Here is a 12,286-nt window from a genome sequence, read left to right as displayed (position 1 = left end):
CATAAACTTGGTCTTTTACCGAGCGCTACCAAAATAATTGAGTATTTTTACTCGCTCTTGTCTCTGATGATTCACTTTTACCCCTCAATTCGCGTATGTGCCAGTTCGGGGTGCGGAATGTGGGTTTTAACTGAAATCTTGCACCATTCTAAAGAACAGGCTTTCCGGCCTGTTCCACAAAAGATCAATTTTCTTGTGGAACAGGCCGGAAAGCCTGTTGATCGAGGGCTTATTGACCTTGCTGCAAGAGCTCAGTTTTAACCGACTGCCATGATTGAGATTTATCAAAAAATTTGGGTTTGAAATAAGGTGCACACTGTGCACCCTACAAACTGGCTATAAACTAGCGAAATTTACTTTTGTAACTTCACCTGCGACAACATTAACTGTTTGTTGAATTTGACTTCCATCAACTTTCAACTGATAAGAACCGGGTGAAAGCTCGATCGCCCCAAACCATCCTTTACCATCCGCCCGCAGTTGCCGCACCTTGCCACCAGCATTAACTGCCTGCAATGTCAAGCCCGCACCGTCGCAGCTTCCTTGGCATCGCTGCAAATTTCCGGCGATCGCCCCAGCAGTCGGCCGCGACTTCCAAGGCATATCAGGAATCCCCGCCGGAGTCGCCCACACAGGCTGAGTTTGAACAGTTTTACCCGTCGCAGCGTCAACGTATTGACTCGGTTGCGACAGCGCCGTATAAAACCAATCATTACTCTGCAACAGGAATTTCCAAGGCTGGCGAGGCAAATTGCCACTACCGCCCGATCGCAATTCAACGTTACTGTAAATATTGGTGCTAGCGTAGGAATAAAGCACCGTACCAGCAACGCGATTTCCCTTCGCAGAAGGCGCTTCGGCGCGGCGAATCTGCCCTAGAGTGTCTTCGATGTAGTTGAGATAGTTGCCGGGGCCGATCGCAATTTGGCGGTTGTACTGATGGTCTTTAGCGTACTCGATCCAATTGTCGTAACCGCGCTTCTGCTGCGGCTTGTACTCACGCTGGTAAGTCATCGGCATCGCCATGTCGAGAATACCTTCTTCCAGCCAAGCGCGCCAATCCTGCAATACTTCTCTGTAGGGTTGCGTTTTATACCAGCCTGCATCGTTAGCTGGGCCGTCTCCCCAGGCGATCGTCGCCGCCGTAATTTTAACGCGCGGTTTAATCGCCATCGCTTCTACATAAAGCTTCCGCACTAAATTTGTCACCTGATCGCGCCGCCACTGCATCCACAGAGGATCGGTGGCTGCCGGTTTGCCCGATCGACCGTTTTGTTGGTTGAAACGGGCGATCGAAGTAGGATTGTAGCCCCAATTCGGCCCGCCGTAGCGCACGTAATCCAACTGTACGCCGTCCACATCGTAGCGCTTCAGCAAGTCTAAATAGACAGAAACAGTATAATCTAGGGCATCTGGATTGCCTGGATCGAGAAAACCCTTGGCTTCGCCACTCGAAATCAGCATCGCCCAATTGTCCTTTCCTGAGGCATTGGGCCCATGTTCTTGCCAAACATGATTGGCGGGAAGTTTGCCACCGGAAACTACTGGTAGCGTCACCATCCAAGCGTGTACTTCTATACCTGCGGCGTGGGCTTTGTCAATCAAATCTTGGAGGGGATCGAAACCTGCTGGAACATTCGGATCGGTGGTGCGGGGTTCGATCGCACTGGTGTAAAAAGCATCACCGCGGCGGCGGACTTGAGCGACGATCGCGTTGGCATTACCTTTCTGTGCGTCTGCAATCAACTTGGTTACTTCTTGAGGCGTTTTGAAACCGGGGTTGAATGCGTCCACCCAGAAGGCGCGAAATTCCGAGGTTTGGGTTTGTGGGGGTGGATTTGCGATCGCCCGATTCGGCAACCATTGTGATAACCAGCCTGGAGTTAGGAGGAAACTGATTGTTAAGCCGATCGCGAACAGGCTTGACAAAAAGAGTGTTTTAGTCTTTCGCATGAAGAATGTGTGAGGGAGCGTTTAACTGTCGTTTACGGACGTTTGGTGTGAGCGTCCGCTTGACATTTTGGCACAAAGGTATATTAATTGGGCAAATAAGTAAATAGTTGAGTAATACCGCTGGGAGAGTCGAGCATGAGATTAAAATTGACCTCAGCAAAATGGGCGATATTTTACGCTCTTTCAATATAGCGGTTGAGCCAATAAATTGAATCAGCAACACTACTTGACCTAGCTAGTTCTATAGGCTAAATAGGGTTTTAATGATTTTCATTTTGGCTGTATCAATGTCGCATTCAAGTTTGGAAATTGGATTTAGGCTTTTCCACTTGCCTTTATTCGCGTTGAAAATAGCATCGGCTGTTTTTTCGGCATCAATATTTTCAAAGCCTCCTATTTTATTAGTTGATAAGTAATTGAGACGATCAAAAATTTCATCTCTAGAGGCACGTTTCACGCTGACTGCTTGAGGAGGAGGAGGAGGCGGCGGTGGCGGTGATATAGAAAATACTTTAGCAATAAAATCTAATCTCGCCTTCGTCAAACCACATTGTAACTTAGTCAGAGGGGTGAAATCTGACCATTGATCGCGGTTAGAATCTACAATTTTATTGGCAGTTTCAACAGGTTTTACATTCTTCCAATTATGCTCTTTAACTAAGTATTTAAGTACAGCTATAATAGTATCTTTTGATGCTGTACTCAAATTGACTGTGGGATTTGCTTCTCGCGCTAGAATCTTCGCTTGTTCAATATTTGATGGTTTTGGGTCAATGACAATACACCATACTGAATCTAATTTGGCTTGTTGAGCTACAGCATAGACAAAGTGATTGCTCACAACTTGATACTGATAGTCGCCTGTTTCTTTGACGATAATCGGAATCCAATTGCGATTACCTGCTTGCAATACAGCTTCGGCGGCTCCGGCAATGATAAACTCTGACTCAGAGCATTGTTCTGCTGACTCAATTTTAGATAATTTCAAGTTCATTAACTTACCGATGTTCTCAGAATTACTCATACAAAAAATACTCCTGCGCTAATTTTAAGTAATATTCAGCGGCTTTTTTGTGTTGCAAAGCCGCTGGTTTTCTAGAAAAAGCTGCACTTGAAACAACCTCATATTCTCGAACAGTGAATATAGTTTTGTCATTCGCCACTTTTGTATATTTAGGCCAATAATAGGGTAAGAGATTAGGATCTAGAATATCGTTTTCTCCTTTCTTAACTGTAAGAATAGCTTTAATTTCAGCATTTGCTCTTTTGATTGAAGCCTCTGTTTCTTTATGTCTATTGAAAAATATCGGCAAGGCAATGGGACCACCGTCCTGCCTAAGCTTCTTAACTTCAGGTAGGAAGTCTTTAATCACTTTAGCAGCATTTTTCAAAGATGAAAAGTTATTGTGTTCTGTTGGCATGAGGATGACATCGGCAGCTCTTACAGAGCTTTTACTAAAAAAAGTCCAGTTCGTAGGCGCATCAATTAAGATGTAATCATAATGACGAACAAAAATATCGAGTAAATCTCGCAGCCTTGCTGAACCTTTCTCAATTCTTGCTTCATAATCATAACCCATGAACTTCGATAACCCTGAATCAGATGGGATGACATCAAACATCTTAACTAATTGACCCGCTTTATTATTTAGATTAAATGCTTGAATAGTGTCTTTAACATTCAATGCTGGATCGGTCAGGCAATCAGATAATTTTACTTTTCCCTCCTGCAAGCCTAATGAATCTGTTAAATCTCCTTGTTGTGGATCGAAGTCAACAACCAGAACTTTTTTCTGCTGTTGTCGAAGAATCGCAGCCAAGTTGATTGTAGTTGTAGTTTTTCCCACACCTCCCTTATCATTATAGATGCAAATTGTTAAAGCTTTGGGTTGGTTGTCCAGCAATTTCTTAATTCTAGTAATAATGTCACTGATATTATCTTTGGTTATCCTCATGCAGTTAGTAGCAGGTAGTACGATTTTACCATGTCTGCGGAATAGCTGGATATCTGTTGAGTTAGTGATCATACCCCATTGAGATGTTTGGCACTTAGGAGCAAGAAGATAACCTGTTATCTGTTCTTTAGCTTTTTTGTACATGGGAGTACCTTCTGCTAAGTTAATGATTGCCTTTCCTGATACTCTGCCTTTAACTTCAATGACTAAGTTTGGGTTAATCTTAGAAACTGAAAATTTATCACCATCGTGATTCTTGCGAGCAGCAAAATCAGCAGGGCCCTTTCCTGTTTTAAACTGTTGTACCCACTCATCAGAGCTGAATCCAAGTGCATTTAGAAGGAGTTTGACAAATCGATCTTCGACTTCAGGCTCTTCTGCATTATCTGAAATACTATCTAAAACTTGATTCCAGTTGATAGTTGTCATCATTTACACCTAGATACTTAAATGTAATTATAAGGCTTGGTTTAAATTTTTGTCATAGTTGGCTACCTTTTGATATGACTATATAAAAGGTTAATATACTTTTGGATAATTTATATGTTTTTGATTGCGCTTGACATTTTAGCAGATAAGTGTAATTTTAGGTAAAAATATACTGAACAGGCGATCGCACTTTTTCTAAACAAATGATAACACCAAATTTTCAAAATGCACAAGAGCGAGAAATGCCGCGGATTCCAATTACAATTGAAGGCTATGTCAAAACTCTTTCGCCAGGAGGTCACAACGTCTTAATCGCAGAGATTATTAGTCAGTTTGCTGCTCGGTTTACTCCGGCTGGCAGGCTGCTTTATGTCGGAGATACCGATGAAAAATTTGCTTATTTCAACGAAGCATCGCTCACGGTACTAGGGGTTACAATTGATGCTCACGGTAAGATGCCAGATGTAATTATTCACTTCACTGAAAAAAACTGGTTGGTGTTGATTGAAGCCGTTACTTCGCACGGGCCGATTAATCCAAAACGCAAAACTGAGCTTGAGAATCTTTTTATAAGTTCGACAGTACCTTTGGTGATGGTGACAGCTTTCCTCAGCCGCAAAGCAATGGCGGAATATTTATCTGATATTTCCTGGGAAACTGATGTCTGGGTAGCAGAAGAGCCTACTCACCTGATTCATTTTAACGGACAACATCTGTTGCAGGCTGATTCAAAAGATGAAAGTATTTGTGAGCCAGAATGATGCTAAAATACGCTGTTTGTATGGCTGCGGCTGGCATCAGCACAATATATGCTGTGATACCAGCGGTTGAATTGACCGGAAATTGTCGATCGCACTCAGTAAACAAAATCAGTAGTTAGGCAAAATATGTCTGCAATGGAAAAAAAACCGATCGATGGATTGTGGGTATCAGTATTGTACTTCGCCCAGGGTCTCCCGTACACCGTCGTTAATATAATGTCGGTGATTTTTTTGAAAGGGATGGGAACCAGCAACGAACTAATCGGATTGACAAGTCTGTTATCTTTTCCCTGGGTATTAAAAGGTTTGTGGGGCCCGGTTGTTGATTTGTATTCAACTAAACGCAAGTGGATTTTAACAACGGAAATTATTTGTGCTTTTCTGTTTGCTTTCCTAGCTTTTGGTGTGTTGACGCCCCTGGCTGTTATTATATCGCTAGTTGTCTTTACAGCGATCGCCTTTGTTTCAGCTACTCACGACATCGCCATTGACGGATTTTATTTAAACACTCTCAATAAAGACAAACAAGCACTATTTGTCGGTGTTCGCAACACGGCTTATAGAGGTGCCGTGATTGTCGGTAGCGGTGTCTTGGTTTTCTTAGCAGGTAAACTAGCAGAACAGCATTTAATCCCGGTAAATGCAGGCGATACTAAAACATATCAGGAAATTCCACTGTCACTTTTCGGTTCGTCTTATAACGTGTCTCCGGTTAACTACGGATGGGCGACTGCCTTTGGCATTTGCGCGCTGATTTTTGTGCTGATTTATCTGTTTCAGCGGTGGTATCTTCCCTATCCGAGAAATTATGCTGCGGAAACAGGCATACCACAACAAACAACCAGCTTTGTCGAGGCATTTAAAACCTATTTCCAGCAAGATAAAATTGGTTGGATTGTAGCTTATGTATTGATTTTTCGGTTGGGCGATGCCCTGACTTTTAAAATGGCTCCTCCCTTTTTAATGGATAAAGTTGAGAAGGGAGGATTAGCTGTTTCTACGTCGGACATGGGCTTGTTATCCGGTACTTTAGGAGTAATGTTTCTGTTAGTCGGAGGATTGCTGGGCGGCTATTTGATTGCGAAACAAGGACTTAAAAAATGGATGTGGCCGACGGCGATTATGCAGAATTCAACTAACGTGTTGTATTGGATGTTGGCAATCCATCAACCGGGGATTGAATGGGCCTATGCTGTAAATTCGATCGAGCAATTTACTTACGGGCTTGGTGTGGCTGCCTATACAGTGTTCTTAATGCGGACTGTCCGCCCTGAATACGAAGCATCTCACTATGCAATTACCACGGCTTTTATGGCGGCAGGAGTCTTAATTCCGGGTGTTTTTAGTGGCTACTTACAGACTGCATTGGGCTATCAAAATTATTTCTTGTTTAGTTCACTCGCTGTGATTCCCGGTATGCTGACGATTTTCTTTTTGCCGCTAGAAGATGAGAAAAAATTAGAATCTATGCCCCGGCCTGGACTGGACGATCCAGATTAATTAAATTGTATCTGTAATTAGGTACGTAGTTGCGCTTGGGCGCTCTTGGTGAATATAAGCCAAGAGCGCTAAAATATAGGACACAACAATGTTGTGCCCCTACCCAGATATCAATCCAAAAATTAGGTACGTAGTTGCGCTTCAGCGCTCTTGGTGAATATAAGCGTATAGCGCTAAAATATAGGATACAAAAATGTTGTGGCCCTACCCAGATATCAATCCAAAAATTAGGTACGTAGTTGCGCTTCAGCGCTCTTGGTGAATATAAGCGTATAGCGCTAAAATATAGGACACAAAAATGTTGTATTCCTACCCCAGATAGCAATCCAAAAATTAGGTACGTAGTTGCGCTTCAGCGCTCTTGGTGAATATAAGCGTATAGCGCTAAAATATAGGACACAAAAATGTTGTATTCCTACCCCAGATAGCAATCCAAAAATTAGGTACGTAGTTGCGCTTCAGCGCTCTTGGTGAATATAAGCGTATAGCGCTAAAATATAGGACACAAAAATGTTGTATTCCTACCCCAGATATCAATCCAAAAATTAGGTACGTAGTTGCGCTTGGGCGCTCTTGGTGAATATAAGCGTATAGCGCTAAAATATAGGACACAACAATGTTGTATTCCTACCCCATATAGCAATCCAAAAATTAGGTACGTAGTTGGGCAAAGTGCGCTCTTCATAATATAAGCGTATAGCGCCCAAGCGCAACTACATACCTTTAGGATTGCTATAGCCACCAACTAAATCGAAATAAAATCCCTGGCTGTTAGCGGACTGCTTAGTATGCCGAAGAAACTGGCAAGAACTTCTCCACTGCTGGCAATTTCGATGGTTGTTGAAATATCGGCTTGAGTAATTCTCAGTTGGTTGAAGGTCAAACCTCTGGTCAAACCAATTGAATCTTGACCTTGTTGAAAGTCTAGAAGTGTATCTGTACCGGCGCCTGCTCCTAACACAAATACGTCGCGTCCAGCGCCACTAATTAACAAATCTGCACCTACTCCGCCAACGAGGGTATCGTCGCCGTCTCCCCCGCTCAAATTGTCATCTCCTTTGCCGCCGAATAACTGATCGTTGCCGAGGCCACCGCTGATAATATCGTTACCTTTATTGCCGCTGAGAGTATCGTTTCCCCCATTACCAGTGATAATATCGTCCCCTCCCAAACCTGAGGTTGTATTGTTGGCATCGTCGCCTACTAAATTATTAATTTGGGAGAGGTCGAGAGCAGTTCTCATTGCAAGAACGTTTCCGAGAAAAGAGGTTCCCGGAGTGGTTCTCAATTGCTCTAAACTGCTGCGGGAAGCCAGGGCTTTCCCTAAGGGTGGCAGCGCAAAGTTTAAGCCTGCTAACAGCTCTAAATAATCTGAATCTGTAAAATTGAAATCCGGGCGGCTCAACTGGTCTACAGATATCTCTGTCTTGGTCAAACCGGGAGGAGGAGAGCTTAACAAACCACTTTGGGTGTGCTTGTCCAAGACAAGTAGCGGGTTAATAATCGGGTTAGTAAATGTTTCAAGAACTACTTTTCCGGGGATAAAAGCTTCTCCTCCCAAACTAACAAAATCGCCACTAACTATATAGTGAGTTACATTTTTGCCTGCACTCGCTTTTTGCTTAAATGTATTGACTATATTTTGAGCAATTCCGGGAGAATTAAAGGTAACAATATCTCCGATCGCAGATGTGAATTCTGTGGCGGCTAGTTGCGTTATGGCGCCGCCCAAGCTGTGCCCGAGAAGGTCTGGTGGCAAGCGGCGGGGGTTTTTTGTTGTGTCTTGACCGATTTGTGTCAGCCAAGTTCCTAAGGCTTGTTTGTTGGCTTCAAATTGGTTGAAGCCGATGCTTCGCTTGTCTGCATTGGCAATATCGTCTACGAGGGAGTCGGTGCCGCGAAATACTAGAACTGGCGGTTTGTCTGGGGTGGTGGAGATTAAGCCGATCGCGTGAAATCCCGTTAGGGGATCGTCAAAAGTGCGATCGATTCGGTAGCCGGCAGCCGTCAAACCAGCTTGAACTACAGTTTGTAACTGGGGGTTGTTATCTATGTAAACAAGCTGCTTGGCTATATTTTCGTAAGCGGCGGGGGAGGATGGCATATTTTTGTTATTTCCTGTGGTTTGATTGGGATTGGCTTTTTAAGCTAATCAACTCATTTTACAGTAAATTAGGTTGATAAACAATATTGATTTCTCCTATTGCGCGTTCCTAAATCACCCAATAGTCGGTTTGTGGCAGCGGATTTCGCAATAGCAAAAAACACACCAAAAAAGATTTCGGCGCAAGAACTTGCAGTTGTTGCGCTACCCAAACTACTATTTTTATCCATTAAATCTGCACGAAATCCGGTCGCGTGAGGTCGTTAGCCGACACGCCTCTGACGGTAGCAATAATTTCCCCTGTAATCGGGATAGTAATTACAGCTCCCTCAGCACTTGGGGTAACAATAATTTGAGGGTAAGTTAGACCCCGCGATAGGCCAATTAAATCTTCACCCTTTTTAAAATCGACAATCACATCTGCTCCGCCACCGGATTCTAATACAAAGCGATCGCGCCCTGCACCGCCAATTAAAAAATCGTTGCCAAATTCGCCGGAAATGAGGTCGTTTCCGTCGCCACCATCCAAAAAATCGTTGTTTCTGCCACCGTACAAGAAGTCGTCGCCACTGTCGCCACTGAGGCTGTCATTATCTCGATTGCCTCTGAGGGTGTCGTTACCGGCGTTGCCGATAATTGTATCCTCTCCAGGGCCACCGCTAGCAGTATTGTTGCGAGCGTCGCCTAATAAATAATTTGGTTGCAGGGGAGCTAAACCGAATTGCATTTGTCTGATTAAGTCCACAAACGAAAATTCTGAGGCTGTTCTCAAACTCTCTGCACCGGCTCGGTTTCTGATTGCCACTGACACATTTGCTAGGGGAAAATTTAGTGCAGCAATAAACTCGTTAAAATCTGAGTCGTTGTTACTATAAGTAAATTCGGGACTGTTTAAGTTTTCAAGGGAAAATTGCCTCTGGAAAAAATCTGCGGGTGGAGCAGTTAACAAATTTTCTCTGCGATGTTTGGCTAAAACACTTAAGGGATTAATACTAGGATCTGTGAAAGTTTGGAGAAATACTTTTCCCTGGATAAATGCTTCGCCAAACAAACTGACAATATCTCCGCTGACAATGTAGTGACTGACATTTTTGTTGCCTGCCCTACTGAGATTTCTCCGAAAATTGTTGGCGATACTCGCTGAGACTCCGGGAGAGTTGAAAGTCAAGATATCGCCGCTCAGAGATGTGTATTCGCTGGCTACAATTTGAGCGATCGCTCCGCCCCAACTGTGGCCGACGACATCGGGTAATAATTTGCTGGGGTTTTTGGCAGTATCTTGACCGATTTCTGCGAGCCAGTTTTTGATACTATCTTTGTTTTTTTCAAATTCGGGTAAGCCGATGTCGCGGGAGGCAGAAAACATAGCGTCGCCGTCGATGAAGTCGGTACCTCGAAATACGAGGACTGGCGGTTTGGTGGGGTCAGAGGAACCGAAGCCGATCGCATAAAATCCGGTTTCTTTGTCGTCCAATATGCGATCGATATAGTAGCCGTTAGTGTCCAGGAAGCGCGAAACTTGATTTTGCGCGTTCGGCTTTTGATTCAAAAAAACAATTGACTTAGCCAGAGCTTCATAAACAGCAGGCGAGGCACTCATAATATTTTATTTGGTGTTTGTTGGTATTTGCGATCGCTCTGGTTTTGAGCTAATTTTCCACTATCAGCCATTATAACTGACAAGATTTGTATGGTACACTTGATAATATCTACTCAAAAATCATTTTTTGCGGTTATGACTATCATTCGTCAATACATTGCTCCATCGATCGCAATATTAGTATTTTTCGTGGCTCTGGTAGCAGTCAGCGCTCGCATCTTTTTGCCGGCTGACATGGCTGCCCCAGCACCGATTGAGGAACCGATCCCGCAAAAGCAAGCGGTATCTCTGAATCCTATTTTCTTGGGGCTCAATTATTCCTCTCTCCCTGTCGAAATTCGCTGATGTCTGCTCAGTTGATACCGGGCTACGGGCTGCGATCGGGTTCTGGACTCGATCGCGCAAAACTGCTAAAGTTCCTGCACCATACTTACCGAGAGCTTTACCCCGATCGCGAATTGGGACATTTGGCTCAAACTGTCGAGCAGTATTTTTCTAAACAGACGCCGCTTTGGTGGGTAGAGTGCCTGAAAAACAGCCCGTTCGAGGGAGAAAGTTTTTCCGGGATCCCCTCGCAGCCGGCAAATCCCACATCAGTTGTCGGATGTTTGTGGTTGGGAAATGCGATCGACCAAACCACTGGAGAACGCCACGGTCACATTTTTCTGCTCTACATAGCACCGGAGCACCGCCGTCAGGGACTCGGTGCAGCTTTAGTTATTCAGGCAGAAAATTGGGCGCGTTCAAGAGGCGATCGGCAAATTGGTTTGCAAGTTTTTCTGAGCAATCAGCCTGCGATGAATCTCTATCAAAAATTAGGTTATGAGAGTCATTCTGTATGGATGATCAAAGATCTTTGAAAAACCAGAGGTATTTGTTTGCAGTCAGAACTAGAGTTCGGATTCATCTAAATGATGAGGACTCTTCCTCCAGCAGGGCGAACAATAGGAGGACTTGAGAGTTGAATCGGAATGCTTTTATTGCCGGAAATGCTAATTTATATTTACCGCTGAATCAGTTGCGCCCGTAGCATCCTCTCTGCGGTAAAGTTTTTTTATGAACAATAACGACTACACCAACGCCCTCGATCTTGATACGGAACTGGAAAGCCCTTTGGATCATTTTGATGAATCCGAACCCCCGCTACCAGATCCAGAGGAAATGCTGCCTTTGCTGGAATCGCCGGAACCTCAGCACCGGATGATGGCGGCGCGGGCTTTTTGCGAACTCCAGGACGATCGCGCGATTTCGCATTTAATTAATTTGTTAAGAGACGGTTGTCCCTTGGTGCGGGTGAGTGCGGCCTATGCTTTGGGGCGAAATCCAAGTCCCGATGCTGTGGAACCGCTGATCGAGCAACTCAACCGCGATTGGAACGGTTACGTTCGCAAAGGGGTAGTTTGGGCCTTGGGAAATTGCAGAGATCACCGCGCTTTATCGCCCTTAATTGATGCTCTGAGAACTGATATTTCGGCGGTACGTTTGTGGGCGGCGAGTTCTCTGGGTCAAATGGCAAAAGTTGGTTACTATGTGGTGATTGCCGGGATTCCACCGTTGATTCAAGCATTGCGAAGAGACTCTGTATCTGCCGTTCGCAGTAATTCCGCTTGGGCGATCGGGCAACTGGCGCGCGAGTTGCCGAATAATGTAGTGTACGCTGGGGCGATCGACGCTTTAATTGAATCTTTAGAAGAAGATGAAGACATGGGCGTGCGCGACGATGCTAAATCTTCGCTGTTGCGAGTCGGAGACCCGCGCGGTTTGCAGATTATTGAAGACTTAGAAATGGAAGGAATATTATAATGAATATTCCACAATTAAACACCATTTACCAATTACAATTTACCCGTTACCAACTATGAACTTCATCAATCCCAAAACAGATTTTGGCTTCAAAAAAATCTTTGCATCGCCCCAGCACAAAGAAGTTTTGATTAGCTTCCTGAATGCCATGCTCTACAACGCAGAGCCGACAATTCAAGAC

At 44.3% G+C, this 12,286-nt stretch carries 13 protein-coding genes; 7 read left to right on the top strand and 6 right to left on the bottom strand.

Annotated features, from left to right (window positions below; genetic code table 11):
• The coding region (locus QZ918_RS23535; RefSeq protein ID WP_293338887.1) for a hypothetical protein at positions 1 to 261 on the top strand (261 nt) is incomplete at its 5' end.
• Positions 262 to 336: 75 nt separating this feature from the next.
• Here the strand turns inward: QZ918_RS23535 and QZ918_RS23530 are convergent.
• The 4 genes from QZ918_RS23530 to QZ918_RS23515 all read right to left on the bottom strand — a co-directional run bounded on the left by QZ918_RS23530 (position 337) and on the right by QZ918_RS23515 (position 4,340).
• Entirely contained in the window at positions 337 to 1,929 is a 1,593-nt protein-coding gene (locus QZ918_RS23530) for a family 10 glycosylhydrolase (protein WP_293338885.1), read from the bottom strand.
• Positions 1,930 to 2,126: 197 nt separating this feature from the next.
• The gene (locus QZ918_RS33175; protein WP_367275423.1) at positions 2,127 to 2,198 is read right to left on the bottom strand and encodes an alpha-E domain-containing protein; all 72 of its coding nucleotides are present in this window, start codon (positions 2,196 to 2,198) and stop codon (positions 2,127 to 2,129) included.
• Complete coding sequence (locus tag QZ918_RS23520; protein ID WP_293338883.1) at positions 2,195 to 2,977, bottom strand: ParB N-terminal domain-containing protein; 783 nt, start codon at positions 2,975 to 2,977, stop codon at positions 2,195 to 2,197. Before QZ918_RS23520 ends, QZ918_RS33175 begins: the two co-directional genes overlap by 4 nt.
• On the bottom strand, positions 2,970 to 4,340 hold the full coding sequence (locus QZ918_RS23515) for a ParA family protein (RefSeq protein WP_293338881.1): 1,371 nt from the start codon (positions 4,338 to 4,340) through the stop codon (positions 2,970 to 2,972). The genes QZ918_RS23520 and QZ918_RS23515 overlap by 8 nt, the downstream gene beginning before the upstream one ends.
• 200 nt (positions 4,341 to 4,540) lie before the next feature.
• Here QZ918_RS23515 and QZ918_RS23510 point away from each other — a divergent pair, with 200 nt between their 5' ends.
• Together QZ918_RS23510 and QZ918_RS23505 are read left to right on the top strand one after the other, a co-directional pair.
• Complete coding sequence (locus QZ918_RS23510) at positions 4,541 to 5,098, top strand: BsuBI/PstI family type II restriction endonuclease (protein ID WP_293338879.1); 558 nt, start codon at positions 4,541 to 4,543, stop codon at positions 5,096 to 5,098.
• Between the two features lie 126 nt (positions 5,099 to 5,224).
• The gene (locus QZ918_RS23505) at positions 5,225 to 6,598 is read left to right on the top strand and encodes an MFS transporter (RefSeq protein WP_293338877.1); all 1,374 of its coding nucleotides are present in this window, start codon (positions 5,225 to 5,227) and stop codon (positions 6,596 to 6,598) included.
• A gap of 745 nt (positions 6,599 to 7,343) precedes the next feature.
• Here QZ918_RS23505 and QZ918_RS23500 read toward each other — a convergent pair.
• Together QZ918_RS23500 and QZ918_RS23495 are read right to left on the bottom strand one after the other, a co-directional pair.
• Entirely contained in the window at positions 7,344 to 8,702 is a 1,359-nt protein-coding gene (locus QZ918_RS23500) for a Tle-like phospholipase domain-containing protein (RefSeq protein ID WP_293338875.1), read from the bottom strand.
• Positions 8,703 to 8,931: 229 nt separating this feature from the next.
• A complete protein-coding gene (locus QZ918_RS23495; RefSeq protein WP_293338873.1) occupies positions 8,932 to 10,302 on the bottom strand; it encodes an alpha/beta hydrolase family protein in 1,371 nt (456 codons plus the stop codon).
• 135 nt (positions 10,303 to 10,437) lie between these two features.
• Between QZ918_RS23495 and QZ918_RS23490 the strand changes: the two genes are divergently transcribed.
• The 4 genes from QZ918_RS23490 to QZ918_RS23475 all read left to right on the top strand — a co-directional run.
• Complete coding sequence (locus QZ918_RS23490; protein ID WP_293338870.1) at positions 10,438 to 10,647, top strand: DUF8624 family small hydrophobic protein; 210 nt, start codon at positions 10,438 to 10,440, stop codon at positions 10,645 to 10,647.
• On the top strand, positions 10,647 to 11,162 hold the full coding sequence (locus QZ918_RS23485) for a GNAT family N-acetyltransferase (protein ID WP_293338868.1): 516 nt from the start codon (positions 10,647 to 10,649) through the stop codon (positions 11,160 to 11,162). The genes QZ918_RS23490 and QZ918_RS23485 overlap by 1 nt, the downstream gene beginning before the upstream one ends.
• 196 nt (positions 11,163 to 11,358) lie before the next feature.
• On the top strand, positions 11,359 to 12,105 hold the full coding sequence (locus tag QZ918_RS23480; RefSeq protein ID WP_293150888.1) for a HEAT repeat domain-containing protein: 747 nt from the start codon (positions 11,359 to 11,361) through the stop codon (positions 12,103 to 12,105).
• Between the two features lie 55 nt (positions 12,106 to 12,160).
• Positions 12,161 to 12,286, top strand: a 126-nt coding sequence (locus QZ918_RS23475; protein ID WP_293338893.1) for a PD-(D/E)XK nuclease family transposase, incomplete at its 3' end; no start/stop codon positions are given.

The sequence above is a fragment of the Microcoleus sp. CAWBG58 genome (assembly GCF_020883045.1).
Lineage (GTDB): Bacteria > Cyanobacteriota > Cyanobacteriia > Cyanobacteriales > Microcoleaceae > Microcoleus.
Note: the sequence above shows the minus strand (reverse complement) of the source record. Positions and strands in the feature narration are given on the sequence as shown.

What these genes read in the sequence shown, in the direction of transcription:
- QZ918_RS23520 (WP_293338883.1), bottom strand. Translation starts at nt 2,977, where the DNA reads ATGAGTAATTCTGAGAACATCGGTAAGTTAATGAACTTGAAATTATCT.
- QZ918_RS23515 (WP_293338881.1), bottom strand. Translation starts at nt 4,340, where the DNA reads ATGATGACAACTATCAACTGGAATCAAGTTTTAGATAGTATTTCAGAT.
- QZ918_RS23510 (WP_293338879.1), top strand. Translation starts at nt 4,541, where the DNA reads ATGATAACACCAAATTTTCAAAATGCACAAGAGCGAGAAATGCCGCGG.
- QZ918_RS23505 (WP_293338877.1), top strand. Translation starts at nt 5,225, where the DNA reads ATGTCTGCAATGGAAAAAAAACCGATCGATGGATTGTGGGTATCAGTA.
- QZ918_RS23500 (WP_293338875.1), bottom strand. Translation starts at nt 8,702, where the DNA reads ATGCCATCCTCCCCCGCCGCTTACGAAAATATAGCCAAGCAGCTTGTT.
- QZ918_RS23495 (WP_293338873.1), bottom strand. Translation starts at nt 10,302, where the DNA reads ATGAGTGCCTCGCCTGCTGTTTATGAAGCTCTGGCTAAGTCAATTGTT.
- QZ918_RS23490 (WP_293338870.1), top strand. Translation starts at nt 10,438, where the DNA reads ATGACTATCATTCGTCAATACATTGCTCCATCGATCGCAATATTAGTA.
- QZ918_RS23485 (WP_293338868.1), top strand. Translation starts at nt 10,647, where the DNA reads ATGTCTGCTCAGTTGATACCGGGCTACGGGCTGCGATCGGGTTCTGGA.
- QZ918_RS23480 (WP_293150888.1), top strand. Translation starts at nt 11,359, where the DNA reads ATGAACAATAACGACTACACCAACGCCCTCGATCTTGATACGGAACTG.